Source organism: Frondihabitans sp. OV104 (assembly GCF_057787745.1).
Map to the genome: position 1 here is coordinate 68220 of NZ_CM173541.1, position 23357 is coordinate 91576.

At 71.9% G+C, this 23357-nt stretch carries 26 protein-coding genes; 16 read left to right on the forward strand and 10 right to left on the reverse strand.

The features are described from left to right. The first annotated feature begins 79 nt into the window (after positions 1-79). Positions 80-1027 (forward strand): SDR family oxidoreductase, encoded by a 948-nt coding sequence (locus AC3CBB_RS00385; RefSeq protein ID WP_488625552.1) that lies wholly within the window; start codon positions 80-82, stop codon positions 1025-1027. Positions 1028-1031: 4 nt separating this feature from the next. On the opposite strand, the gene AC3CBB_RS00390 is transcribed toward AC3CBB_RS00385, so the two are convergent. Then, positions 1032-1601, reverse strand: a complete 570-nt coding sequence (locus AC3CBB_RS00390; RefSeq protein ID WP_488625553.1) for an LppP/LprE family lipoprotein — start codon at positions 1599-1601, stop codon at positions 1032-1034. Positions 1602-1756: 155 nt separating this feature from the next. Between AC3CBB_RS00390 and AC3CBB_RS00395 the strand changes: the two genes are divergently transcribed. Next, positions 1757-2419 (forward strand): SDR family NAD(P)-dependent oxidoreductase, encoded by a 663-nt coding sequence (locus tag AC3CBB_RS00395; RefSeq protein WP_488625554.1) that lies wholly within the window; start codon positions 1757-1759, stop codon positions 2417-2419. A gap of 7 nt (positions 2420-2426) precedes the next feature. Here AC3CBB_RS00395 and arfB read toward each other — a convergent pair whose 3' ends face one another. After that, on the reverse strand, positions 2427-2849 hold the full coding sequence (gene arfB / locus AC3CBB_RS00400; RefSeq protein WP_123506412.1) for an alternative ribosome rescue aminoacyl-tRNA hydrolase ArfB: 423 nt from the start codon (positions 2847-2849) through the stop codon (positions 2427-2429). A gap of 42 nt (positions 2850-2891) precedes the next feature. Continuing rightward, positions 2892-3194 carry an EthD domain-containing protein gene (locus tag AC3CBB_RS00405; protein WP_488625555.1) on the reverse strand — a complete coding sequence of 101 codons (303 nt, stop codon included), beginning with the start codon at positions 3192-3194 and terminating at the stop codon, positions 2892-2894. A 152-nt stretch (positions 3195-3346) separates the two neighbouring features. Here AC3CBB_RS00405 and ppk2 point away from each other — a divergent pair, with 152 nt between their 5' ends. The 3 genes from ppk2 to AC3CBB_RS00420 all read left to right on the forward strand — a co-directional run bounded on the left by ppk2 (position 3347) and on the right by AC3CBB_RS00420 (position 6123). Continuing rightward, positions 3347-4252, forward strand: coding sequence for a polyphosphate kinase 2 (gene ppk2, locus AC3CBB_RS00410; protein WP_370454095.1), 906 nt, complete (start codon positions 3347-3349; stop codon positions 4250-4252). A gap of 97 nt (positions 4253-4349) precedes the next feature. After that, the gene (locus AC3CBB_RS00415) at positions 4350-5285 is read left to right on the forward strand and encodes a C40 family peptidase (protein WP_488625556.1); all 936 of its coding nucleotides are present in this window, start codon (positions 4350-4352) and stop codon (positions 5283-5285) included. Between the two features lie 115 nt (positions 5286-5400). Continuing rightward, a complete protein-coding gene (locus AC3CBB_RS00420; RefSeq protein ID WP_488625557.1) occupies positions 5401-6123 on the forward strand; it encodes an AAA family ATPase in 723 nt (240 codons plus the stop codon). A 124-nt stretch (positions 6124-6247) separates the two neighbouring features. On the opposite strand, the gene AC3CBB_RS00425 is transcribed toward AC3CBB_RS00420, so the two are convergent. Further along, positions 6248-6571: a zinc ribbon domain-containing protein gene (locus AC3CBB_RS00425; RefSeq protein WP_488625558.1), complete on the reverse strand. Its 324-nt coding sequence runs from the start codon at positions 6569-6571 to the stop codon at positions 6248-6250. 116 nt (positions 6572-6687) lie between these two features. Here AC3CBB_RS00425 and AC3CBB_RS00430 point away from each other — a divergent pair, with 116 nt between their 5' ends. Continuing rightward, positions 6688-7416, forward strand: coding sequence for a GntR family transcriptional regulator (locus AC3CBB_RS00430; protein WP_488625559.1), 729 nt, complete (start codon positions 6688-6690; stop codon positions 7414-7416). Then, positions 7406-8155, forward strand: coding sequence for a sulfite exporter TauE/SafE family protein (locus AC3CBB_RS00435; RefSeq protein WP_488625560.1), 750 nt, complete (start codon positions 7406-7408; stop codon positions 8153-8155). Before AC3CBB_RS00430 ends, AC3CBB_RS00435 begins: the two co-directional genes overlap by 11 nt. A gap of 193 nt (positions 8156-8348) precedes the next feature. Here the strand turns inward: AC3CBB_RS00435 and AC3CBB_RS00440 are convergent, their stop codons facing one another. After that, a complete protein-coding gene (locus tag AC3CBB_RS00440) occupies positions 8349-8945 on the reverse strand; it encodes a TetR/AcrR family transcriptional regulator (protein WP_233580002.1) in 597 nt (198 codons plus the stop codon). 126 nt (positions 8946-9071) lie between these two features. Here AC3CBB_RS00440 and AC3CBB_RS00445 point away from each other — a divergent pair, with 126 nt between their 5' ends. Both AC3CBB_RS00445 and AC3CBB_RS00450 read left to right on the forward strand, forming a co-directional pair. Beyond that, complete coding sequence (locus AC3CBB_RS00445; protein ID WP_488625561.1) at positions 9072-10577, forward strand: MFS transporter; 1506 nt, start codon at positions 9072-9074, stop codon at positions 10575-10577. Between the two features lie 216 nt (positions 10578-10793). After that, positions 10794-11468, forward strand: coding sequence for a hypothetical protein (locus AC3CBB_RS00450; protein WP_488625562.1), 675 nt, complete (start codon positions 10794-10796; stop codon positions 11466-11468). On the opposite strand, the gene AC3CBB_RS00455 is transcribed toward AC3CBB_RS00450, so the two are convergent. Further along, entirely contained in the window at positions 11465-12520 is a 1056-nt protein-coding gene (locus tag AC3CBB_RS00455) for a Gfo/Idh/MocA family protein (RefSeq protein ID WP_488625563.1), read from the reverse strand. The genes AC3CBB_RS00450 and AC3CBB_RS00455 overlap by 4 nt on opposite strands. Before the next feature lie 186 nt (positions 12521-12706). Here AC3CBB_RS00455 and AC3CBB_RS00460 point away from each other — a divergent pair, with 186 nt between their 5' ends. Genes AC3CBB_RS00460 through AC3CBB_RS00475 form a run of 4 tightly spaced genes read left to right on the forward strand, consistent with a single transcriptional unit; the run spans position 12707 to position 16650 of the window. Continuing rightward, positions 12707-13318 (forward strand): TetR/AcrR family transcriptional regulator, encoded by a 612-nt coding sequence (locus tag AC3CBB_RS00460; protein WP_488625564.1) that lies wholly within the window; start codon positions 12707-12709, stop codon positions 13316-13318. Then, positions 13315-14592 (forward strand): MFS transporter, encoded by a 1278-nt coding sequence (locus tag AC3CBB_RS00465; protein WP_488625565.1) that lies wholly within the window; start codon positions 13315-13317, stop codon positions 14590-14592. Before AC3CBB_RS00460 ends, AC3CBB_RS00465 begins: the two co-directional genes overlap by 4 nt. Continuing rightward, the gene (locus AC3CBB_RS00470; RefSeq protein ID WP_488625566.1) at positions 14592-15362 is read left to right on the forward strand and encodes a hypothetical protein; all 771 of its coding nucleotides are present in this window, start codon (positions 14592-14594) and stop codon (positions 15360-15362) included. The genes AC3CBB_RS00465 and AC3CBB_RS00470 overlap by 1 nt, the downstream gene beginning before the upstream one ends. Positions 15363-15372: 10 nt before the next feature. Further along, positions 15373-16650 (forward strand): aminotransferase class III-fold pyridoxal phosphate-dependent enzyme, encoded by a 1278-nt coding sequence (locus tag AC3CBB_RS00475; protein WP_488625567.1) that lies wholly within the window; start codon positions 15373-15375, stop codon positions 16648-16650. Positions 16651-16669: 19 nt separating this feature from the next. On the opposite strand, the gene AC3CBB_RS00480 is transcribed toward AC3CBB_RS00475, so the two are convergent. After that, positions 16670-17260, reverse strand: coding sequence for a hypothetical protein (locus AC3CBB_RS00480; protein ID WP_488625568.1), 591 nt, complete (start codon positions 17258-17260; stop codon positions 16670-16672). A gap of 118 nt (positions 17261-17378) precedes the next feature. On the opposite strand from AC3CBB_RS00480, the gene AC3CBB_RS00485 reads away from it, so the two are divergent. Next, positions 17379-18647, forward strand: a complete 1269-nt coding sequence (locus AC3CBB_RS00485) for an MFS transporter (RefSeq protein ID WP_158614226.1) — start codon at positions 17379-17381, stop codon at positions 18645-18647. 149 nt (positions 18648-18796) lie between these two features. Here the strand turns inward: AC3CBB_RS00485 and AC3CBB_RS00490 are convergent, their stop codons facing one another. From AC3CBB_RS00490 to AC3CBB_RS00500, 3 genes are all read right to left on the reverse strand, one after another. Beyond that, positions 18797-19852 carry an FUSC family protein gene (locus AC3CBB_RS00490; RefSeq protein WP_488625569.1) on the reverse strand — a complete coding sequence of 352 codons (1056 nt, stop codon included), beginning with the start codon at positions 19850-19852 and terminating at the stop codon, positions 18797-18799. Between the two features lie 140 nt (positions 19853-19992). Further along, positions 19993-20226, reverse strand: coding sequence for a hypothetical protein (locus tag AC3CBB_RS00495; protein WP_488625570.1), 234 nt, complete (start codon positions 20224-20226; stop codon positions 19993-19995). A gap of 136 nt (positions 20227-20362) precedes the next feature. Then, positions 20363-20977, reverse strand: a complete 615-nt coding sequence (locus tag AC3CBB_RS00500) for a DedA family protein (RefSeq protein WP_488625571.1) — start codon at positions 20975-20977, stop codon at positions 20363-20365. A 65-nt stretch (positions 20978-21042) separates the two neighbouring features. Between AC3CBB_RS00500 and AC3CBB_RS00505 the strand changes: the two genes are divergently transcribed. Beyond that, entirely contained in the window at positions 21043-22047 is a 1005-nt protein-coding gene (locus tag AC3CBB_RS00505) for a LacI family DNA-binding transcriptional regulator (protein ID WP_488625572.1), read from the forward strand. A gap of 96 nt (positions 22048-22143) precedes the next feature. After that, on the forward strand, positions 22144-23349 hold the full coding sequence (locus AC3CBB_RS00510) for a Gfo/Idh/MocA family protein (RefSeq protein WP_488625573.1): 1206 nt from the start codon (positions 22144-22146) through the stop codon (positions 23347-23349). Positions 23350-23357 lie beyond the last annotated feature (8 nt).

Genomic DNA, 23357 nt, shown 5'->3' on the forward strand with positions numbered 1-23357 from the left:
GCCAGCCAGGACTTCACGAGTCCTGGTCAGACGCCGCCGCACGGGTCAGAGTCGGAGGACCCCACCGACAGGAGCAGCCATGCCGCGCAGCATCAGCGAGATCAGCCTTTCCGACCTGACCGGACAGCGCGCCGTCGTCACGGGCGGCAGCGACGGAATCGGACGCAGGATCGCGACCCGCCTCGCGGCCGCCGGCGCCGAGGTCGTGCTCCCGGTGCGAAACCCGGCCAAGGGCGCGGCGACCGTCGAGACGATCCGCGCGGCCGTGCCATCGGCCGCCGTGACCCTCCGGCAGCTCGACCTGTCGTCGCTCGAGTCGGTCGCGGCTCTTGCCGACACCCTCGCAGGCGAGGGCGATCCGATCCGCATCCTCGTGAACAACGCCGGGATCATGACGCCGCCGAGCCGCCAGGTGACGGTCGACGGCTTCGAGTCGCAGTTCGGCACCAACCACCTGGGCCACTTCGCGCTCGTCGCCCGACTGCTGCCGCTGCTCACCGCCGGCAGCGCCCGGGTCACGTCGCAGATCAGCGTCTCGGCGAACAACGGCGCCATCAACTGGGACGACCTCGGCTGGGAGCGCCGCAGCTACGCCGGCGGCCGCGCCTACAGCCAGTCGAAGATCGCGCTCGGGCTGTTCGGCCTCGAGCTGGATCGGCGCAGCCGCGCCGGAGGCTGGGGGATCACCAGCACCCTGGCTCACCCCGGCGTCGCTCCCACGAGCCTGCTCGCCGCTCGGCCCGAGATGGGTCGGGCAGCCGACACGGCGGGTGTGCGGCTGATCCGCTGGCTCTCGGCTCGCGGCATCCTGCTCGGCACGCCCGAGTCGGCGGCCCTGCCGGCGCTGCTGGCCGCGGCCTCGACGGCCTCGGAGGGCGGCCGCTTCTACGGTCCGAGCGGCGCTGGGCACCTGGGTGGCCCGCCCGCCGAGCAGAAGCTGTACTCGCGCCTCCGCAGCGAGGAGGACGCCCGCCGCATCTGGACCGTGTCGGAGCACTTGACCGGAGTCGCGTTCCCGGCGGTCTGAGTGCTCACGGCGTCGGAGGTGTCGTCCCGCTGAAGTCGACCTTCTGAGTGCTCGCGTTCCAGGTGAGCGTCGCCGTGGTGCGGCCCGTCGGGTCGGCGTTCGAGTCGCTGCCCTCGGCGTACCGGTAGGTGACCGACAGGCGGTCGTCGGCCTCCCTCGCGACGTCGGGAGAAAAGGCGTAGGAGGTGGAGGTGGCCGTCCCGAGATACGAGCCGTCATGGAAGAGCAGGATCGCGTACGGCGAGCTGGACGTGGCTCGGGCGAACGTGGCCACCGACCACGACAGGGCGGCGCACGCATCGTAGCCGCTGTAGTCGGCCCCGGAGGCGTCCCACTTCTCGCCGCTCAGGCCCTCGGGGACGGGCAGGGCCGCGATCGGCGCAGCCGCCGCATCGCGCGCGTCGGATGGGCCGCAGGTGCTGGTCGCGGTCCCTTCCGTCGGCGGGGGTGGGGTGGCGGTCGTCGTCACCGTGGCGGTCGGCGCCGACCCGGGCGTGGTCGACGTGCACCCCGAGAGTGCGGCGACCAGCCCGGCGCCGGCAAGGAGCAGGGCGGGGGCGGTGGTGGAACGCATGACTCCACCGTGCTCGCTCCCGCCTCCGAGAACCGTGAATGCGCCGGGGGAGCGTCGGCAGGAGGGGAGCGCCGGCGCGAGGGGAGCACTGCCAGGGCACCCCGCTCGCAGGCGCGGGCGTCTACCGTTCACGGCGACCGAACAGGAGACAGCACATGACAACCATGGCAATCATCGGCGCCGGGCCCGGCCTCGGCCTCACCGTCGCCCGCCGCTTCGGGCGCGAGGGATTCTCGATCGCGCTCATCTCTCGCCACCAGGGTCGGCTCGACGAGCTCGCCGCGACCCTCGAGGGCGAGGGGATCACCGCGCGCGGCTTCACGGCGAACGTGCGCGACCAGGCGTCGCTGCAGGGGGCCCTCGAGGCGGCGGCCGAGCAGCTCGGACCCATCGAGATCCTGCAGTACAGCCCTCTGCCCGCCAAGGAGTTCATGCGGCCCGTGCTCGAGACGGTCGCCGACGACCTGCGCGGCCCCGTGGAGTTCTCGATCTACGGGGCAGTCACGGCGGCTCGCCAGGTGGTCCCGGGCATGCGCGCCCTGAAACGAGGCACGCTGCTCTTCGTCAACGGCGGGAGCGCCGTGCGCCCCGGCCCGGCGGTGACCGGCACGTCGGTGGCCTTCGCCGGCGAGAGCGCCTACGCGCAGCTGCTCCACGACGCCGTGAAGGAGCAGAACATCCACGTCGGGCAGCTCATCATCCCGTTCGGCATCGACGACGGAACCGACGAGCACTCGGCCGCATCCGTCGCGGAGCGGCTCTGGACCATGCACGCCGAGCGCGGCGACTTCCGCGTCTACGCGGAGCCGCTGCCGTAGGACGGCGCTACTCCGACGGCGGCCGCTGACGGTTGCGCTTGGTGGCCGAGCGCTCCGACTTCGCGTCGAGGCGCCGGCGGTCCGAACCGCGCGTGCGCCGGGTCGGCCGCCGTGGGGCCGCCTCGGGCGCGAGCCCCGCGGCGATGACCGCGGCGAGCTTGGCGAGGGCGCTCTCGCGGTTCTGCAGCTGCGACCGCTGCTCCGACGACACGGCCCTGACCTCGCCGCCGACGAGCCGACCCGCGAGGCGCGCGAACAGCAGCGCCCGCTGGTCGTCGGTCAGCACGGCCGATGCCGCCGGACTCCACGACACCTGAGCGCGCGTGTCGGACGTATTGACGTGCTGCCCGCCCGGCCCCGACGACCGCGAGAACTGCCACCGGAGCTCGCCGGCGGGGATCGTCAGCTCGGGCGTCACCTCCAGGTCCATGCGACAAGGGTGGCACGTCAGCCCGCGCCCGCGCCGCCGGTGCTACTGCTCGATGTCGCTGAACAGGCCCGTGAACGTCGTGCCGAGGCCGATGACCTCCTGGAAGAACGCTCCGCCGGGCTCGTCGGCGACGGCCGCAGACGCCGCCTCGTACGACTCGAAGTAGAGGTCGAGGGTGCGGTAGGCGGGGGTCGGGGTGCCGTCCTCCTTCGGCCAGACCTTCGCCGACTCGACGCGCTGCAGGCCGGTGAGCTGGGAGGCGAGCTCGAGGACGCGCGGGTAGGCGGCGTCGAATGCCGCGGTGTCGGCGGGGTTGTCGATGACGAGGGTGATCTTGGTTCCCATGGTGTGCCTTTCGTGAGGGGGTGCCGGTTCTCGGGGCGATAGCCGAGGTCAGGGAGAAGATACCGCCGCGCCTCCCCTGCCGGGCCAGACCTGTCACGGCAGAGGAGGGCCGCGTTTGCCGGGCGTTCAGCCGCGATCGCTAGACACGGGGCATGGACACCATGCCGATCGGCGACCTGCGCGAGTACATCGAGGAGCTCCGGGCTCAGGGGTACTCCGTCGGCAACGCCCACACCGCCGACCCCGACCTGATCGACCCCGAGGGCAACCCGATCTACACCTGGCAGGAGGACTACCCGTACGACGAGCGCATGAGCCGCGAGGAGTACGAGTTCGAGAAGTACCGCCTGCAGGTCGAGCTGCTCAAGTTCCAGTACTGGCTCGAAGACACCGGCAAGCGCGCCATCATCCTGTTCGAGGGGCGCGACGCGGCGGGCAAGGGCGGCACGATCAAGCGCTTCACCGAGCACCTCAACCCCCGCATGTCGCGGGTGGTGGCCCTGTCGAAGCCGAGTGAGCGCGAGTCGGGGCAGTGGTACTTCCAGCGCTACGTCGAGCACCTGCCGACGGCCGGCGAGATCGTGCTGTTCGACCGATCCTGGTACAACCGGGCCGGCGTCGAGCGGGTGATGGGCTTCGCCTCCGACGAGGAGTACGAGACGTTCATGGCGCAGGCGCCGTCGTTCGAGAAGATGCTGATCGACTCGGGCATCCACGTGACCAAGTTCTGGTTCTCGGTGACGCGAAAGGAGCAGCGCACGCGCTTCGCGATCCGGCAGCTCGACCCGGTGCGCCGCTGGAAGCTCTCGCCGATGGACATCGCCTCGCTCGGCCTGTGGGACAAGTACACGGCCGCCAAGGAGGAGATGTTCCGCCGTACCGACAAGCGGATCGCCCCGTGGACGATCGTCCGGTCGAACGACAAGAAGCGCGCCCGCATCAACGCCATGCGCTACTTCCTGTCGCAGTTCGAATACGAGGACAAAGACCGCCGTGTCGCGGTCGCGCCGGACCCGCTGCTCGTGATGCGCGGCAAGTCCCTGCAGCTCGAGGAGTAGGTCGAGAGCGACGGACGCTCCGCTGCCGCCGCCGCCCGAACGGGTGCCCACCGAAGGGGGACTCGTGGCAGCGCGGGCCTCTGCCTAGCGTGGAGGCATGAGTTCTCCGCGCCACCGCGATGCTCCGCCGTCGCGCGGACGACACTCGCGCCCCGCCTCCTCCGCCTCGCAGTGGAGCGGCAAGCGCGTCGTGCTCTCGGCCTCGGCGGTCCTGGCGATCGGCGGGCTGTCGTTGACGGCGCTGATGCCGGCGTTCGCCGTGACCGGGCCGGCGGAGGCTCCGTCTGCCGCGAGTCGGTCCGCCGCGAGTCAGCAGGCCGCCAGCCGGTCCGCTGCGGGCACGCCTGCGTCCCTGCCCGATCAGCAGTCGTACACCGTGGCCGACACGGTCGACGTCGAGCCGTCCGTGGCACGCGACGGCTACACCGCGACCTCGCCGCAGGTGCTCCAGGCGCGCATCGACGCTGCCCTCGCCCTGAAGACCAGCGCCGGCAAGAAGGCCGCCGCCATCCGCTCCATCCTGAAGACGCCGGTCACCGTCGTCTCCGTCAATGCGGCCGCGCTGAGCGACACCACCCCCGCCGACGACGTCGTCAACACCGCGACCGCCGACGAGAGCGTCACGACGACGACGGTCGGCACGGTCGCCGACGTCGTCTCCGAATCCACCCTCGAGTCGGCGTCGGCGACCCAGAACCGCCTCGTCGCCGCGGCCACGAAGTACGTCGGAGTCGTGCCGTACGTCCACGGCGGCGCGACCCCCGAGCAGGGCTTCGACTGCTCCGGGCTGGTGAAGTACGTCTACGCGGAGTTCGGCGTCGACCTGATCCACGACGTCGACGCGCAGGCCGCGGCGGGCACCGAGATCCCGGCCTCGAAGCTCCAGCCCGGCGACCTCGTCGTCTACCCGCACCAGCACATCGGCATCTACATCGGCGACGGCTACATGGTCGACGCCCCCAACGTCGGCCGCGACGTCGAGGTGCAGTCGGTCTGGGGCGACCCGGTCTACGTGCACATCAAGGTCTCCTGATAGGCGCCGGGCGCAGGAACTCGCAGCCCGCCGCCGGGCTGCGAGTTCCTGCGCCCGTGCTCGCGGGGTGGTCCTCGCGGGGTGTCCTGCGCCGGGGAGGTGAGACGATGACCTCATGCCTCTCGGGTCGCGACGCCGTGCTCTGCCCGTCAGGCGCATCGAGCGCAACGATGCGGAGCCGCCGAAAGAGCCGGAGTGGCCGCTGACGCTGGAGCCGGTCCGCGCTCTTCTCGATGACGGGCTGGACCTCGGCGCGGTGACCGTGCTCGTGGGCGACAACGGCGCTGGCAAGTCGACCGTCGTCGAAGCCGTGGCGGACGCCTTCGGACTCAACCTCGAGGGCGGCTCGACCGGCGCGCGGAATCGGACTTTCGGCAGCGAGTCGGCCCTCGGGGAGCGGCTCACGCTCGTTCGCGACGTCGGGGCCTCCCGCAAGGGGTTCTTTCTTCGCGCGGAGACCATGCACGGCTTCTACACGTATCTCGACGAGGTGAACGACGCCGGCGGGTACCACTTGAAGAGCCACGGGGAGTCGTTCATCGACCTCGTGATGGACCGCAGCCTGATCCGCGGCCTCTGGCTGTTCGACGAGCCGGAGTCGGCGTTGTCGCTCCCCGGATGCCTCGCACTGCTCGGTCTGATGCGCGGCCTCGTCGAGAACGGGTCGCAGATCGTCCTGTCGACGCACTCGCCCGTCCTCGCCGCGTACCCGGGGGCCTTGCTCTACGAGCTCGGCGACTGGGGCATTCGGGCCTGCGACTACGACGACCTCGACCTCGTCCGGAACTGGCGCGGGTTCATGGCCGACCCGGGGCGCTACCTGCGGCACCTGGGGTAGCGGCCTCGGTCCGGAACGAGGCCCGAGCGGCGCGAGATGGCCCGCGCCGTCGGGCCGCGGGCTCGCACCCGACGCGGAGGGCCACCTCGCGGCGGCGACCGTCGGGCGCGAGGGCCAGGCGCCCCTAGCTCTCGGTGCCCCGCTGCTCGGCCTGGATCTTCGCATCTTCGGCGGCGAGGATGCGGTCGGCCTCGGCGTTCACCTGCTGGGCGTCGTAGTCGGCGATGAACTTGTCGGCGTTCTCGCGTGTAACGCCGTAGGCCGTGCCGCAGTACGCGCACGACACCGTGTACGAGCCATGGCCGAACGGGAAGATCGGCGCGAAGAACAGTGTGAACCAGGTGCGCCGTCGCACCAGGCGCTGCGCCGCCTCGTGGTGGCAGGTGGCGCAGACGAAGATGAGCATCGCAACGACCTTGGAGCTCGTGCGCGAACCGAAGATGATCATGTGTGTTCCCCCTTTTCGTGGTCGAACATACTCTTCGTCCGGTTCGCGTACGGCGCGGCGCGGTCAACCGTCCACGACCTGGGCCGCCCACGCCGCGCAACTTGTATAGTCAAGTCGTGCCCGCGCCCCTCCATGAACTGATCGCCAAGCAGCTGCGCGGCCGGATCCGATCGGGCGAGCTCGCTCCCGGCGCGTCGATCCCGTCGGAGTCGCAGCTCTGCGCCGAATGGCAGTCGTCGCGCGGCCCCGTGCGCCAGGCGCTCGCCACCCTCCGCGCCGAAGGCCTACTCGCCGGCGGCCAGGGGCGTCGCGCGGTCGTCAGCACCCCCGCCCTGGCGCAGCCGTTCGACACGCTCCTCTCGTACTCCGCGTGGGCGACCTCGATCGGCCGCACCCCGGGTCAGAAGACGCTGGAACTCGCACGGCGCCCGGCGAGCCCCCTCGCCCGCGAGCGACTCGGCCTCGAGACCGGCGAGGACCACGTCGTCGAAGAGCTCCGCCTCCGCCTCCTCGACGGCGACCCGGCCATGCTCGAGCGCACCACGTACGCCCTGCGCGTCGGCACGCTCCTGCTCGACTTCGACACCGACTCGGGCTCCGAGTGGAGCTACCTCGAGTCGCGCGGCGTGGCCTTCGCCGCTGCCAGCCACGTCATCGACGCTGTGGCCGCCGACGCGGTCGACGCCGCCCACCTCGGCGTCGTCGAGGGCTCCCCGCTGCTGCGCCAGCGGCGCTGGGTGCGCGACGCCGACGGCGCGGTCATCGAGTACGACGACGACCGGTACCTGCCCGGCCTCGTCAACTTCAGTCTCGAGAACGGCCCGGCGCTGACGCATGTCTCCTGACCTCCTCCTGCTTCTGCTCGGCGGGGGAGTGGTCGCGGGCGTCATCGGCACGGCCGGTGGGGTCACCTCGCTCGTGGCGTACCCGCTGCTGCTCGCCGTCGGGATCCCGCCGCTCACCGCCAATGTCACCGGAGCCGTCGCGATGCTCGGCTCGGGCGTCGGGTCGACCCTGCGCGCCGGCCCCGACCTCGTGGGCCATCGCGCCACCCTGCGGCGCTGGATGCCCGTCGCCGTGACGGGGTCGCTGCTCGGAGCCGTGCTGCTGCTGGTGACGCCGCCCGACCTGTTCGGGCGGATCGTGCCGTTCCTGGTGGCGGCGGCTGCGCTGCTACTGCTCGTGCAGCCGACGATCACCGGCTGGAACGAGCGTCGGCGCGGGGCGGTGGGAACCGGGGTGACGGCCTCGGCGATGACCGGCGTCACGATCTACAACGGGTACTTCGGCGCCGGGTCGGGCGTGCTCATGATCGGCGTGCTGCTGCTGACGCTCGAACCGCAGATCCTGCGGGCCAATGCGCTCAAGAACGTGCTGCTGGTCGGGGCCGACCTCCTGCCGGCCGTGCTGTTCGCCGTGTTCGGCCACGTGGTGTGGCTCGCGGCGCTCGCACTCGGCGTCGGCACGCTCGCCGGCGGGCTGCTCGGGCCGAGCATCGCCCGCCGGGTGCCCCGCACCGCGCTGCGCCTCGCTGTGGCCGCGTCGGGCTTCGCCCTAGCCGCCTGGCTCTTCGCCCACCCCTGACGCCGCCGCCCGCCCCGCCCCGCCCCGCCGCCCGCCCCCGCCCCCGCCCCCGCCCCCCGCCGCCGCCGCCCCCCGCGCCGTCGAGACTCCAGCGTTGGCCCCGGTTCCGCCGCAGAAAAGGGCCAATTCTGGAGTCTCGATGCCACGGGGCCGGGCGGGGCGCCGGCGCCCCGTCCGGCAGTGACTCGCCGAGTCAGCGCAGCAGCGCCGTGACGACGTCGCCCACCGGCCCCGAGAGGTCGGCCGCCGACGCCGACGCCAGCGGGCCGAGCTCGGTCGACGCTCGCCAGAGCACGATCCCGAACCCCGTGGCCATCGCGATCTGGGCCCGCAGCAGCAGCGCCTCCGTCGCGGGGTCGTCGCGCTTCCAGCCGGCGATCGCGGCCATGCTCTCGGTGTAGCGGGTGAGGGTGGCGCGGCGGATCTCGTCGGCCTTCTCGTCACCCGACGACCGGATCAGAAGCAGCAACTCGAGCGGCTTGACGCCGCCCGACTGGTCGGCGACGCGCGCGACGAGGCTGGCGACCATCTGGTCGAACGTCGTCTGCGACTCGGCCGGCGGCTCCATCTGCTCGACGGTGCGGTTCAGGCAGGCGGCGAACAGCCCCTCCTTGCTGCCGAAGTAGCGGTTGATCAGGGCGACGTTGACGCCGGCGTCGGTCGCGATGTCGCGGACGGTGGTGGCCGCGTACCCGTCATGCGCGAAGCGGCTGCGCGCCGACTCGAGGAGCGCCTGGCGCGTCTTCTCGGCGTCGCGGCTGCGCGATGCGACGGGGCTGTCGGTGGTCATGGTGCTCATCCTCCCAAGTCCCGCAACCGTACCGGCCCGTCTCGTCGATGTAAACAAGAGTTGACATTGCTCGGCGAATCACTAGTCTTCACAAGTCAGCAATTGTTTACACGACTCCGGAGACCGATGTCAGACACCCTTCAGGAGCCCACCACGGGCTCCATCGCCGCTGTCGAGCACAGCGAGCACAAGCCGAACCTCACCCTCGTTATCGTGTACCTGGCCCTCGGCGGCCTGGCCTACGCGGTCCTCCAGTCGCTGGTCGCCCCGGCGCTCTCGACCATCGGCGAAGACCTGAACGCCTCGACGTCGAACGTCAGCTGGGTCATCACCGCCTACCTGCTCTCGGCGTCGGTGCTCACGCCGATCCTCGGACGCCTCGGCGACATGCTGGGCAAGCGCCGCATCCTGATCGTCGTGATGTCGCTCCTCCTGATCGGCACGCTGGTGGCCGCGCTCGCCACGAGCCTCGGCGTCCTCATCGTCGCGCGGATCCTGCAGGGTGCCGCCGGCGCCGTTCTGCCGCTGTCGATCGGCATCGTCCGCGACGAGTTCCCGAAAGAGCGAGTCAGCACGATGATCGGCCTCCTCTCGGGCATCTTCGGAATCGGCGCCGGCATCGGCATCGTCGCCGCGGGCCCGATCGTGCAGCACCTCAACTACCACTTCCTGTTCTGGCTGCCGCTGATCCTCGTGGTCATCGCGCTCGCCGGCATCATCTTCGGCATGCCCGAGTCGCCGATCCGCAAGCCCGGCCGCCTCGACCTCGTCGGCACCGTCATCCTGACGGTCTCGCTCGTCTCGCTGCTGCTGGCCGTCTCCGAGGGCGAGACCTGGGGCTGGGGCGACTTCAAGACGATCGGCCTCCTCGCGGTCGGCGCACTCGCGATGGTGGCGTTCGTGCTGGTCGAGCTCCGCGTCGCAGAGCCGCTGATCGACGTCCGACTCTTTAAAATCCGCGGCGTCTGGACCGCCCACGCTGTCGCGCTCGTCTTCGGCTTCGCGATGTACGGCACGTTCGTGCTCGTCCCGACCCTGCTCCAGCTGCCGGCCTTCACCGGATACGGCTTCGGCAAGGACGCCTCGCAGTCCGGCCTCTTCCTGCTGCCGACCGTCCTCATGATGATCGTCGTCTCGCCGATCTCCGGCGCCCTGGTGCGCCGGCTCGGCGCGAAGCCGCCTCTGGTCATCGGCGGCATCCTGCTCACGGCGGCGTTCGTCCTGCCGGCGCTCACCCACGAGCACACCTGGCAGATCCTCCTCTCGGGCATCCTCACCGGTGCGGGCATCGGCTTCGGCCTGGCGGCGGCGTCCAATGCCATCATCGAGAGCGTCCCGAAGGCGCAGACCGGCGAGGCCATCAGCGCCAACACCGTCGTCCGCACCATCGGCTCGAGCGTCGGAACCGCCGTCATCGCAGCCCTCATCTCGTCGCACTCGAAGGTCTTCACGACGCCGGCGGGCTCGATCGCGCTCCCGTCGGGCGACACCTTCACGATCGGGTTCTGGGCGTGCGCCGGCGTCGGAGCCCTCGCCATCGTCGCGGCCCTCGCGGCGCCCGGCCTGCGCAAGCACCACGACGACGCGGTCGCCGCGGGCGTGGACGACGTCGACGACCTGCTCGCCCACTAGGGCGCAGGAACTCCCCGCCGCCGCCGGGGTCGGACCCCGGCGGCGGCTGCGCGAGTTCCTGCGTCCCGTGTCGTCAGCACGTCCGATCGGGCGAACTTGCACCATCTACGGCAGATTCGCCCGATCTCACAGGGGAAGGCTCCGACAGCGACCGACCCCTCGACGCAGCCCGATGTGGGGGAGGCGCCGACGCACGGCCCTTCCTAGGCTGGTCGCATGGGGGATGCAGCGCCGCAGTGCACCGGAGAGGGCTTCGACGAGACGGCGCCGACCCCACGGCAGCGGGCCAAGGGCGCGCTGGCCGTGGTCGCGATGATCGGGCTGCTGCTGGTCGTGCAGCCGGTGATCCGCGACGCGGTCACCGAGCATCCGATCATCAATGGCCTGCGCATCGGGGTGCCGGTCGCCGCGCTGGTCGTCGGGATCGCCGCCACCCTGGCTCGGAGCCGCCTCGTCGCCCGCCGCGCGCGTCGCATCGAGCGGCTGCGTCCCGACGCCGTCGTGTTCATCGCCCCGCGCACGCCACTGGTCCGCGCGGCGCTGGCCGACGTCCGCCCCGGGATCGGCCTGCCTGCGCGCTTCCTGGTCTCGGCCGGCTGGCAGGGCGTCGAGCTGTGGGCTCAGTCGACCGACGAGGCGCCGACCGTCACGTTCGCGTGGCGCGAGGTCGGCGGAGTCACCGCCGCCTTCCAGCGCGTCGGCGAGGGCACGTACGCCCCCGACGCCCGGACCGTGCGGGTCCGCATCGGGGCGGGCGGCCACGACTCCGTCGACCTCCCGCTGTCGATCTACACGCCGAACCTCCTCGGCTTCGCCCGAGCGCGCCGAGCCAACGAGGTACTCGCCGGCTTCACCCGCTGGGCACCGTCTCGCACGGCCACGACCCCCTAGGGCGCAGGAACTCCGACCCCGCCGCCCTGCCCGCCGATCGCCGCGCGCGCCACGTCGATCACGTGCATGACTCCGACGATGTCGTCGTGCGTGTGCACGGGTGACTCGGCGAGGCCCTCGCCGATGTACGACGCCACGGCCGTCGCCTGGTAGCCGAGGCCCTCGTGCACGGCCTCGAAGCGGTCGTCGATCCAGGTCGCCGTCTCGTCGGAGCCCATGCCGCCGCGGGTCCAGGTGATGCCACTGGGGCCGAAGAACGGGCTGTGCAGGTCGATGCGGCCCTCGGAGCCGATCACCGACGCGACGACGGGAAGGGCGGTCACGAGCGAGGTGGACGCGAAGGCGCGGGCACCCGACGCGTACGAGAGGAGGAGGTCGGCGCGGGCGTCGACGTCGCCGGGGCCGAGGTCGCCCCGGGTCACGATCTCGGTCGGGGGGCCGAGCACCGAGTCCGCGAACGAGATCGGGTAGACGCCGGCGTCGAGGAGGGCCCCGCCGCCGAGCTCCGTGTTCCAGAGGCGGTGCGACGGGTCGAACGGCATGGTGAAGCCGAAGTCGGCCGTGACGAGGCGGACCTCGCCGATGGCTCCGTCGGCGAGGAGCAGGCGGAGGATCTCGGTCTGCGGGAGGTAGCGGGTCCACATCGCCTCGGTGACGAACACGCCCGCGGTGCGGCCGGCGTCGGTGATCTCGCGGGCCTCGTCGGCCGACATCGCGATCGGCTTCTCGATGAGCACGTGCTTGCCGGCGGCGATGGCGGCCAGGGCCTGCTCGCGGTGCAGGGGGTGCGGGGTCGCGATGTAGACGACGTCGACCTCGGAGTCGTTCACGAGTGCGTCGACCGACTCGGCCACGCGCGGGATGCCGTGCCGCGCGGCGAACGCGGCGGTCTTCTCGGCGTCGCGCGCCGTCACGGCGACGACGCGCTGCGCCGTGTGGGCGTGCAGGGCGAGCACGAAGCGGTCGGCGATGCCCGTGCCGATGACGCCCCAGCGGAGGGCGGGGACGGCGGCGGGATCGGGGAGGACCGGGGTGGGCAGGGTGAGGGACATCGTCGGCCTTTCAGTGCTTGGCTCGTGCTAACCACGATACATCCACTCTACCGGCCCGGTTTCGGCAGTGTTTCGCGCTCGCGCCGGGTCTGTAACAGCTCTCGGCGTCCTCTAGCCGCGGCGCTCGGGCACGGCCAGACTGTGCTTCGGATCGACCGACCTGGACGATCGACCGAGAGGGATGCCATGGCACAGCGACGACCACTCGCCGCGACGCGGCAGCTGCTCGTCGACGCCGCGATCCGGGTCATCGCGCGGCAGGGCGTCGCCTCGGCGTCGACCCGGGCGATCACGGCCGAGGCACGGGTGCCCCTGTCGGCGTTCCACTACGCGTTCGACTCGTACGACCACCTCATCGACCGCGTCATCGAGTCGGTGACCGAGGGCGAGCGGGCCATCGCCGTCGCGGCCGTCGAGATCGACTCCGACGTCGACGCCGACCTCGAGACCGTCGTGCTCCGGGCCTTCGACCTGTATCTCGACGTCCTGGCCGCCCACCCCGACCAGCAGCAGGCCCTCCTCGAGCTGATGGCCTACGCGCAGCGCACGCCGGGCCTCGAAGGCCGTGCCCGCGACTACTACGCGAGCTCGTTCGCGCTCGCCGAGGGCGCGCTGGCCACCCGGGCCGGCGTCGAGTGGACGGTGCCGCCGGCCGAGATCGCCCGGCTCGCGATCGTGCTGCTCGACGGCCTCACGACGACCTGGCTCGCCGACCGCGACACCGAGGCGGCCCGGCGCACCGCCCGGCTCGCCGCGGCGAGCCTGGCCGGCTTCGCCGCGCAGCGGGTGCGGGTGTGAGCGCCGACGAGGTCACCGTCGAGGCGACGGCCGCCGCCCTCCGCGCTCCGGTCGGCCGCCGCTGGATCCAGCTCTTCTCGCTCGCCTGGTTCGGCATCTGGATCGCGCAGCTCACCCCCATCCAGCTCCTGCTGCCCGAGCAGGTCGCCGCCGTCCTGAATCTCGACCCGGCCGACTGGGTGGCCAACGTCGTCGCGTTCGGCGTGGTGTCGGCGATCGCCGGCGTCTTCGCGCTCGTGGCGTACCCGCTCACCGGTGCGCTGTCCGACCGCACCCTGTCGCCGTTCGGCCGACGCCGGCCGTGGATCGCCGCGGGAGCGGTGCTCTTCGCCATCGGACTCGTGCTGCTCGGCGTGCAGTCGTCCATCGTCGGGGTCACCGTGTTCTGGGTGGTGACGCTCGTCGGCTTCTGCGTGCTGACGGCGGCCCTGACGGCCGTGATCTCGGACCAGGTGCCGGTCGGCCAGCGCGGCACGATCTCGGGATGGATGGCGGCGCCGCAGCCGGTCGGCGCGCTGGTGGGGCTGCTCGCGGTGCTCGCGCTCGGGCTGTCGCTCTTCGCCGGCTACGCGCTGGTGGCCGTGCTGCTCGTCGTGTGCGTGGCGGCGTTCGCGGTGCGGATGCCCGACCGGGTGCTGGCCCGGAGCGAGCGGCCGCGGCTGGGGGTGGCCGAGTTCCTGCGCGGATTCTGGATCGACCCGAGGACCCACCCGGATTTCGGCTGGACGCTGCTGAGCCGCGTGCTCGTCAACTGGGCGAACGCGCTCACGACGACGCTGCTGCTGTACTTCCTGATGTTCGGGCTGACGCTGCCCGAGGGCGACGCCGAGACGGTCCTGCTCGTCACGACGGTGATCTACAGCGTGTTCTCGGTGATCGCGTCGCTGTGGTTCGGCGGGCTGTCCGACCGGCTGGGCCGCCGCAAGATGTTCGTCGTCATCACGGCTGTGATGCAGGCGGCCGCGGGGATCCTGCTCATCGCCGCTCCCTCCGAGCCCATGGTCTACGTGGCCGGGGCGCTGTCGGGCTTCGGGTTCGGCGCGTTCCTCGCAGTCGACCAGGCCCTCGCCACCGAGGTGCTGCCGTCGGCCGTCGATCGCGGCAAAGACCTGGGCATCATGAACATCGCCTACGCGATCCCGCAGGCCCTGGCACCGCTCGCCGGCGCCGGTCTCGTGGTCGCGGTCGGCGGCTTCTGGCTGCTCTTCGTGGCCGTCGGCGTCTTCGGCATCGCCGGCGCCGCGGCCCTCGCTCCCGTGAAAGGGGTCCGCTGATGCTGACGACGATCGACGACCGCGCTCTGGCGTTCGTCAACCTGCACGGGGTGCTCGGAGCACTCGGCGAGCTCTGCGCCCGAGTGCCCGAGGCCCGCGCCCTGGTCGAGAGAGACGATCGGCCGACGTCGATCGGATTCGCCGTGCGCGGGGGGCCGCGAGCCGCCCTGCGCTTCGCCGACGGCGGGGTGACCGTCGACCCCGCGACCGGCCGGGGCACGATCACGCTCCCGTTCGCGGGGCCCCGTGCCTTCAACAAGGTGATCGCAGGAACCGCGACACCCATCCCGGTCACGGGTCTCCACCGCATCGCCTTCCTCACCGGGGTCTTCGCGCCCCTGGCCGAGCTCCTCACGAGATACCTCCGGCCCTCCGCCGACGACCTCGCCGACGAGGCCTTCCGCGACACGAGCACGGTCCTCACCCTCGTCGTCGCCCTGGGCGCGGTCGCCGAGCTCGCGACGCACGACCGCAGCGGACGAGCCAGCGCGAGCCTCATGCCCGACGGCGATCTGTCGGTGCGCATCGGCGACGCCGTCTCGTACACGCTGCGCGTCGCCGACCACCGCCTGACGTTCGTCGCCGCGGAGTCGCCGTCGCCCCGCGCGATCCTCGCGTTCGCCGACATGGAGGTCGCCCGAGGCATCCTCGCAGGCGACCTCAGCGCGCTCGCCTGCGTCTGCGACGGACGCCTCGCCATGAGCGGCTACGTGCCGATGGTCGACAACGTCAGCCGCATCCTCGACCGCGCCGGTCAGTACCTCTCGTAAAGGACAACGCATGAGCATCTCGACCCCCGCCAAGCCGTTCACCACGGAGCCCTACAAGTACCCGAAGAGCCGCGCCGCCTTCGCCCGCGCCACCGCCGTGATCCCGTCCGGCATCTACGGCCACCAGGGGCCGTCGGAGGGCTGCTACATCCCCGAGGACGCCTTTCCGCGGTTCTCGTCGCGCGCCGAGGGCACCCGCTTCTGGGACCTCGACGACAACGAGTACATCGACTACATGTGCGGCTACGGCCCCAACGTGCTCGGCTACAACGACCCCGACGTCGTCGCCGCGGCCGAGGCGCAGCAGCGTCAGGAGGACGTCGTCACGATCCCCTCGTCGATCATGGTCGACTTCGCCGAGCTGCTCGTCGACACCGTCGCCAGCGCCGACTGGGCGTTCTTCGCCAAGAACGGCGGCGACGTCACGACCCTCGCCGTGATGACGGCCCGGGCCGCGACGCACCGCAAGAAGATCGTCTTCGTCAAGGGCTACTACCACGGCGTCGCACCCTGGACGCAGAAGCTCGACTACCCCGGGGTTCTCGAAGAGGACGTCGCGAACAATCTCACGGTGCCGTTCAACGACCTGGCCGCTCTCGAGACGACCCTGCGGGAGCACCGCGGCGAGATCGCCGGACTCATCGCCCAGCCGTACATGCACGGCAACTTCGTCGACAACGAGCTGCCCGCCGACGGCTACTGGCAGGCGGTGCGCCGCCTCTGCGACGAGCACGGCGTCGTGCTCATCGTCGACGACGTGCGTGCCGGGTTCCGGCTCGACCTCGCCGGCTCCGACCACTTCTACGGCTTCCGTGCCGACCTGATCTGCTTCTGCAAAGCGCTCGCGAACGGCTACAACGTGTCGGCGCTCTGCGGCCGCGACTCCCTGAAGGACGCCGTCAGCAGCATCACCTACACCGGCAGCTACTGGATGAGCGCCGTGCCGTTCGCGGCGGGCATCGCGTGTCTCACGAAGCTCCGGGAGCTCGACGCGCCCACGCTGTTCCGGTCGCTCGGCGAGCGGCTGACCTCCGGCCTGGTCGCGGGTGCCGCCGACCACGGGCTCACCCTGGTGACCTCCGGCGAGCCGGCACTGTTCTATCTGCGGCTGGCCGACGACGACTCGCTGATGCTGCACCAGCAGTGGGTCGCCGAGTGCGTGCAGCGCGGGATGTTCATCACATCGCACCACAACCACTTCATCAACGCGGCGCTCACCGAGGCGGACGTCGACCGCTCGCTCGAGATCGCGCACGAGGCGTTCGGGATCGTGGCCGCACGGCGCTAGGCGGTGGTGCGGGCGCCGGTCAGTGGACGATGCCGCGCTCCAGGCGCCCGGCGAGGTGGTCGACGATCGCGAAGGCGATCGGCTCGACGAGCGGCCCGGGCCGGTGCTGCGAGGCGTTGACGTCGAAGCGCTCGCGGAAGCCGGTCGTCCACGGCTGGTCGACGATGGGGCCGGCGCTGTGACGGCCGTCGGCGGGAGCCGACCAGCGCCACAGGAGCTGCCCGCGACGGTTGACCTCGACGTCGCCCGGCCCGGGCCCGACGACGATCGGGGTCGGGCGCACGCAGATGACCGGGGCGTCCGGCCGCGGGGGAGGCTCGATGCCGAAGGCGGAGCCGGTGAGCATCGTGTAGGGCAGGGCGACGCCCCGCGTCGTCAGGGCGAACAGCTCCAGCGGCCAGCACGCCGCGACGGCCTTGTACACGCCCGCGCGGGCCTCCATCACGGTCGGGACCGGCTCGATCCCGCGCCTCCGCAGCGCGATGGCCGTCTCTGCGAGGAGCAGCTCGAGGGCCCACGAACCCGCCTGCTCATCGGTCTCCTCGGGCACGGCGACGACGTTCCGCCGCGGCCGCGCGAAGCGCTCGATGGCCTCGTCGAGTTCGGTCATGGTGCTCCTCTCGCGGGCCACCACGCTATCGGGCGGAGCCGGGCGCGAGAAGAGGCTCGGCGGCGGGGCGCCAGTTCCTGCGCCCGGAGCGGGACGGGGGCAGGGCTACGCTGAGCCTGTGACGACAACGGCGGCGCCCACCACGGACTACCCCGACCGTCTCCGGTACGGAGCAATCGCCGCGCTCGCCGGCACCGGCTTCGTCTACTTCACCGCCGAGACCCTGCCGGTCGGGCTGCTGCCGCAGATCGCGTCGGGGCTGCAGGTGACTCCCGCGCAGGTCGGGCTGCTCGTCACCGTCTACGCCGCATTCGCGGCGGCCGGGGCGATCCCGCTGACCAGCCTCACTCTCAAGGTACCGCGGCACGTGCTCATCGCCTGCCTCGTCGCCGCGTACGTCGTGTCGCAGACGGCCGCCGCCCTGGCGCCGACCTTCCTGGTGCTGGTGATCGCGCGGATCCTGACCGCGCTGGCGCACGGGGTGTTCTGGTCGGTGATGGCCCCGGTCGCCCAGCGGCTCGGGCCCCGCGGGCAGGGCGGCAAGGCGGCGTCGCTGGTCATGGCCGGGACGACCGTCGGAATGGTGCTGGGCGTGCCCATCACCACGCTGCTCGGCCAGGCCGTCGGCTGGCGCGCCGCGTACGGGGTGCTCGCCGGGGCCGGGACCGTGGCGCTCGTCGGCGTGATCGTCTTCCTTCCGAAGACCCCGGTCACCCGCGCTCAGGCCGCCTCGAGCATGCGGTCGCAGTTCTCCGCCGTGCGCCGGCTGCTCGGCTCGCGCGCCATCACTCTCGTCTGCGCGGTCACGACGCTCGGGTGCCTCGGCCACTACGCCGCCTACACGTTCACCGCACCCATCGTGGAGCGGAGCGGGCACATCAGCGGATCGGGCCTCAGCCTGCTGCTGCTCGGCTACGGCGCGATGGGGCTCGCGGCCACGGTCGTCGTCGGGCGGATCGTCGATCGACGCCCAGGTGCGGCGCTGATCGGCTGCTTCACGGCCGTCGTGCTCGCCCTGGTCACGCTCTCGATCACCCGCAGCACCGTCGTGACGGTCATCGCCGTGCTGGTGTGGGGCGCCGGATTCTCATCGGTGCCGCTCATCGTGCAGCAGACCGCGATGCGCGTGGCGCCGCAGGCCCGCGACTCGGCGTCGGCGATCCGGCAGAGTGCCGCGCAGATCGGCATCTCGAGCGGCTCGCTGGTCGGCGGGGCCATCCTCGCGGCCGGCGACGTGCGCTTCCTCGCCCCGTTCGGCGCCGTCGTGATCGGCGTGTTCACCATCGTCGTGATCGCCAACCGGTGGCTGTTCCCGCTCAAGCAGGACCCGTCGCTTGCGCCCGTCACCGGCGAGATCGGGATCATCGGGGCGCCGCACGACGCGTAGGGCGCAGCCCCGTGCCCGCCTGCGGGCGGGCCTTGGCTCGCACCACGATCGGGACTCCGCACCGCACAAAGTCGTGGTGCCGCGTCCCGATCGTGGTGTGCTGCGAGGCCCGCGTGGTGCAGCACGACGCGCGCGCTACGCCACGGGGCCTAGGTCCGCGCGCGACGCCGCGGCGACGTCACGACGAGCAGCACCAGCGCGACGAGCACTCCGATGACCGTCTCGACGAGCCGGTCGGCGATGAGCGTCCCGAGCGGGGCGGGCGACGCCAGGTGCACCATGATCAGGGCGAGAGGCGTGACGGCCATGGTCGCCAGCGCGTAGTTGCGGAGCACGAACAGCTCGGCGAGCAGCTGGGCCACGCCGACGGCGGCGATCAGGACGCCCAGCGGCGGGTCGGCTCCGATGAGCGCGGCTGCGAGCAGCACGCCGACGACGGTTCCGACGAGGCGCTGCGTGCCGCGGCCGAACTTCGCGCCGAGGGTGGCCCCGGTGAGCGGGACGGTCGCAGCGACGGCCGCCCAGTACGGGTGGCCGATGCCGACGCCCGTGGCGATGGCTCCGGCGACGAGGGGGCCGACGACGTACCGCACCATCTCGAGCCGAGCGCCCGGTGCCGCGAGCACGGCGCGCAGGGGCACGATCTCGCGACGGGGGTGCTTGGTGGCGCGAGACGGGGGCAGGATCCGGCCGACCTGCCCGACCACGATCGCCAGCGCCGCGGCCCCGAGCGGCAGGGCGGCCGCCAGCACGAGGTCGGCCGGCGCGTGGCGGAACGACGACGTGCTCCCCGCCGCGAAGACGAGGAACAGCGACGGCACCGGGAGCAGGCCGACGCGCTTCGAGACGAGGAGGCCGACGAGCGAGAGGGCGGCGATCGCGCCGACGGCCAGGAACGAACCCGGTGCGACGACCCCGACCGCCGTGCCGACGAAGACGGCCAGCGAGAGGCTGAGGCCGGCGACCGCCTGCTGGTAGAGGCGTGCGGAGTAGGTCGCGTGGCGGCCGAAGACGCCGGCCATGGCGCCGAACGTGGCGTAGAGCGTCAGGTCGGCGTGCCCGGTGAGGGCGAGGGTCGCGATCGGGATCGTGATGACGATCGCCGCGCGCACGGCACCCCAGTGCGCGCGGTTGTGCGGGAGGACCGACAGGAGCTCGCGCCGCCACTCGGAGACTGCTCCGCCTGGTGCTGTGCTCGAGCTCACCCGCTCCCCGCCTCTCGATCAGTTATAAGAACATAATCATCCTACGCCCGGAGAGGCCGATCGACAACGGCGAGATGGCCCTCGCCGTCGGTCCGGGCATGCCGGGCCGACGGCGAGGGCCATCTCGCGAGAAGGAGCGCCTAGCTCTCGCCGCCGACAGCGGGCTCGCCGACGAACGAGTGCGACTCGCCCGCGAGCTCCGGCCACAGCTCGACGTCGGCGATCGAGACCCAGCCGGCTCCGTCGGCGTGCGCCTTCGCGACGCCGCGGGCGACGAGGTCGTCGCTGCGGTCGGCCGGGAGCTTGATGACGATCGAGTCGCCTTCGAGGTAGAGGAAGAGCGTGCCGCGGGCCAGAAGCCCGTCGTCGGTCACGGTGACATCGTCGTCCTCGTCCTGGCTGAGGTCGAGGACGAGCTCGTCGTAGGCGTCGGAGATGTCTGAAATGAGGGGCTCCTGAGGTGTGAGGCGGACCTCGCCAGTATGGCGCGATCGGGTCGCGGCCGCCTGCTCACACCGCAGGGGTCCGGGACCTCCTCACGCGCACGACGCCGCTGACGACGATCGGCAGGACCGAGACCGCCACCACCAGGATCGACAGCACGTCGATGTGCGTGCGGACGAACGGGATCCGACCGAGGATCACGCCGAGGATCGAGACGCTGGCCGTCCAGATCGAGGAGCCCGCGAGGTTCCAGACTGAGAACCGGCTGTACCGGTACCGGCTCGTGCCTGCGGCCAGCGGCACGTAGGTGCGCACCACCGGCACGAATCGGCCCAGGATCAGCGCCGCGCCGCCGTACCGCGCGAAGAAGGCCTCGGCCTCCTCGAGGTGCTTCGTCTTCAGGAGGCGGGCGTCGGGCCTGAACAGGCGGCGCCCGAAACGGTGTCCGAGCCAGTAGCCGACCTGGTCGCCGAGGGCGGCTGCGACGAAGGCCACGACGATGACGAGCCACACGGGTACGCCGATCACGCCGCTCGCGGCCAGCAGCCCGGCGGTGAACAGCAGCGAGTCGCCGGGAAGGAAGGGGAACAGCAGCCCCGACTCGATGAACACCATCACGCCGAGGCCAATGAGCACGGCGGGGCCGAGCGAGGTCAGGAAGGACTGCGGGTCGAAGATCACGGCCTGATCCTGAATCGGCGGCTCTCAGAAACGGCGAAGAATCGGCCGCGTGAAACACTGTGGCCATGCCCGAGACCTCCCGCCCCCGCGTCACCATGGACGACGTCGCCGCGGCCGCCGGGGTGTCGCGCTCGCTCGTGAGCATCGCGTACCGCGGTGTCGCGGGTGTCAGCGACGAGACCCGCGAGCACATCCTCGCCGCGGGCCGAGCGCTCCGATACCGCCCGAACACGGTGGCCTCGCGCCTGGCGAGCCGCACCGGGAGGTCGCTGGGGCTCTTCCTTCTCGACCTGCGCAACCCCGTCTTCGCCGACATCTTCGACGGCGTCAGCGCCGTGACCGAAGAAGCGGGTGCCCACCTCGTGCTCGGCGTCGGCGACACCGCGGGCACCCGCGACCGCCCGGCGCTCGAGACGCTCCTCGGCGCGCGTGCCGACGTCGTCCTCGCGGCCGGCGCGGTGCTCTCCGACCGCGAGCTGATCGCGCTCGTCGGCGCCGACCGCCTCGTCAGCGTCGCTCGTCGAGTGCCCGGCGTCGACAGCGTCTACGCCGACGACCTGGCGGGCGCCCGCCTCGTCGTCGACCACCTCTACTCCCTGGGCCACCGCAGGATCGCCCACCTCGCCGTCCCGCCTACCGACGGCCGCACCGACCGCCGCGCCGGGTATGAGGCGCGGATGCGCGAGCTCGGGTTGACGCCGCAGGTCGTCACGGCGGTGCCGACACTGGAGGCCGCGCTCGCGGTGGCGACCCCGTTGCTGACCGGGCCGGGGCGCCCCACGGCGGTGTTCGCGAACAACGACCTGGCAGCCCTCGGCGTCGTCGAGGCAGCCGGTCGCCTCGGCCTGCGGGTGCCCGGCGACCTCTCGGTGGTGGGCTACGACGACAGCCCGCTCTCGGGGCTGCGGGCGGTGGGCCTGACGTCGGTCGACCAGCACGCGCTCGAGCTCGGGAGGCGGAGCGCGGAGGCCGCCCTGTGGCGGCTCGAGAATCCGGCCGGGGAGGTCGTCGACGTGTCGCTCTCGCCGCGGCTCGTGGTGCGGTCGTCGGCGACCGCCCCGAGTTCCTGAGCCGTGTTTGTCATGACATGAGCGGCCTGGTATTGTCAAACTAGAGCGCTCTAGTCGTGCTCGCCGCGAACGGCGGCCTGAATCGAAGGAGCTTCAATGGCGCAGGAAGTCGGCATCGGACTCATCAGCGTGGGCTGGATGGGCCGCCTCCACTCGCGGGCCTACCGCGCCCTCCCGGACCACTTCCCCGAGCTCGACGTGTCGCCCCGCTTCGTCGTCGCAGCCGATCCGGTGCCTCAGGCCGCCGCCGAGGCCGTGTCGCGCCTCGGCTACGAGCGCTCGGTGAGCGACTACCGCGAGGTGCTCGCCGACCCCGCCGTCGACGTCGTGTCGATCTGCTCGCCGAACTTCCTGCACCGCGAGATGGCCGTCGCCGCCGCCGCCGCGGGCAAGCCGTTCTGGATCGAGAAGCCGATGGGGCGCTACGCATCCGACTCGCGCCAGATCGCCGATGCGGTCGCGAGCGCCGGCGTCATCACCTGCGTCGGCTTCAACTACCGTCACGCCCCGGCGATCGAGCACATGAAGAAGCTCGTGAGCGACGGCCGCCTCGGGCGCATCACCAACGTGCGCGGCACCCTGCTCGCCGACTACTCGTCGAACCCGCTGGCGCCGCTGACCTGGCGCTTCGAGCGCGAGCAAGCGGGCTCCGGAGTGCTCGGCGACCTGCTGTCGCACGGCCTCGACCTCGCGCAGTACGTCGTCGGCCGGATCGCGAGCGTCTCGGCGATGGCCGAGACGTTCATCACGGAGCGCCCCGTCCCGGCGGCGGGCGTCGTCGACCGGTCGGCCGCCGGATCGGGCGAGCTCAAGCGGGTCGAGAACGACGACTACGCGGCGCTGCTGATGCGGTTCGAGAACGGCGCCGTCGGCACGATGGACTCCAGCCGGATCATGCGGGGCCCGCGCGCCGAGTACGCGCTCGAGGTCTACGGCACGCTGGGGTCGGTGCGGTGGGACTTCCAGCGGCTGAACGAGCTCGAGGTGTGCCTGCCCGACGACTCCGAGGCCGGCGAGTACGGCTACTCGACCGTGTACATGTCGCCCGGGCACGGCGAGTTCGGGCGCTTCCAGCCGGGCGGCGGAACGGGCATGGGCTTCGACGACCTCAAGACGATCGAGGCGGCGCAGTTCGTGGCGTCGGTGCTCTCCGGCACGCAGATCGCGCCCTCGGTCGCCGACGGGCTCGCGGCGGCCGCCATCGTCGAGGCCGCCGAGAAATCCCTCGCCGACGGCGCCTGGCACGACGTGCCGTCCGTCGACGGGCCGCTCACGTACCCCGCGCCGGCCCCCGCCCTCTGACCGGGCTG

Bases quoted from the DNA above. Each gene is read 5' to 3' on its own strand.
- AC3CBB_RS00415 (WP_488625556.1), top strand. From the start codon at position 4,350: ATGAGTTCTCCGCGCCACCGCGATGCTCCGCCGTCGCGCGGACGACAC.
- ppk2 (WP_370454095.1), top strand. From the start codon at position 3,347: ATGGACACCATGCCGATCGGCGACCTGCGCGAGTACATCGAGGAGCTC.
- AC3CBB_RS00435 (WP_488625560.1), top strand. From the start codon at position 7,406: ATGTCTCCTGACCTCCTCCTGCTTCTGCTCGGCGGGGGAGTGGTCGCG.
- AC3CBB_RS00405 (WP_488625555.1), bottom strand. From the start codon at position 3,194: ATGGGAACCAAGATCACCCTCGTCATCGACAACCCCGCCGACACCGCG.
- AC3CBB_RS00390 (WP_488625553.1), bottom strand. From the start codon at position 1,601: ATGCGTTCCACCACCGCCCCCGCCCTGCTCCTTGCCGGCGCCGGGCTG.
- AC3CBB_RS00475 (WP_488625567.1), top strand. From the start codon at position 15,373: ATGAGCATCTCGACCCCCGCCAAGCCGTTCACCACGGAGCCCTACAAG.
- AC3CBB_RS00420 (WP_488625557.1), top strand. From the start codon at position 5,401: ATGCCTCTCGGGTCGCGACGCCGTGCTCTGCCCGTCAGGCGCATCGAG.
- AC3CBB_RS00455 (WP_488625563.1), bottom strand. From the start codon at position 12,520: ATGTCCCTCACCCTGCCCACCCCGGTCCTCCCCGATCCCGCCGCCGTC.
- arfB (WP_123506412.1), bottom strand. From the start codon at position 2,849: ATGGACCTGGAGGTGACGCCCGAGCTGACGATCCCCGCCGGCGAGCTC.
- AC3CBB_RS00480 (WP_488625568.1), bottom strand. From the start codon at position 17,260: ATGACCGAACTCGACGAGGCCATCGAGCGCTTCGCGCGGCCGCGGCGG.
- AC3CBB_RS00440 (WP_233580002.1), bottom strand. From the start codon at position 8,945: ATGACCACCGACAGCCCCGTCGCATCGCGCAGCCGCGACGCCGAGAAG.
- AC3CBB_RS00505 (WP_488625572.1), top strand. From the start codon at position 21,043: ATGCCCGAGACCTCCCGCCCCCGCGTCACCATGGACGACGTCGCCGCG.
- AC3CBB_RS00460 (WP_488625564.1), top strand. From the start codon at position 12,707: ATGGCACAGCGACGACCACTCGCCGCGACGCGGCAGCTGCTCGTCGAC.
- AC3CBB_RS00470 (WP_488625566.1), top strand. From the start codon at position 14,592: ATGCTGACGACGATCGACGACCGCGCTCTGGCGTTCGTCAACCTGCAC.
- AC3CBB_RS00510 (WP_488625573.1), top strand. From the start codon at position 22,144: ATGGCGCAGGAAGTCGGCATCGGACTCATCAGCGTGGGCTGGATGGGC.
- AC3CBB_RS00385 (WP_488625552.1), top strand. From the start codon at position 80: ATGCCGCGCAGCATCAGCGAGATCAGCCTTTCCGACCTGACCGGACAG.
- AC3CBB_RS00395 (WP_488625554.1), top strand. From the start codon at position 1,757: ATGACAACCATGGCAATCATCGGCGCCGGGCCCGGCCTCGGCCTCACC.
- AC3CBB_RS00450 (WP_488625562.1), top strand. From the start codon at position 10,794: ATGGGGGATGCAGCGCCGCAGTGCACCGGAGAGGGCTTCGACGAGACG.
- AC3CBB_RS00425 (WP_488625558.1), bottom strand. From the start codon at position 6,571: ATGATCATCTTCGGTTCGCGCACGAGCTCCAAGGTCGTTGCGATGCTC.
- AC3CBB_RS00445 (WP_488625561.1), top strand. From the start codon at position 9,072: ATGTCAGACACCCTTCAGGAGCCCACCACGGGCTCCATCGCCGCTGTC.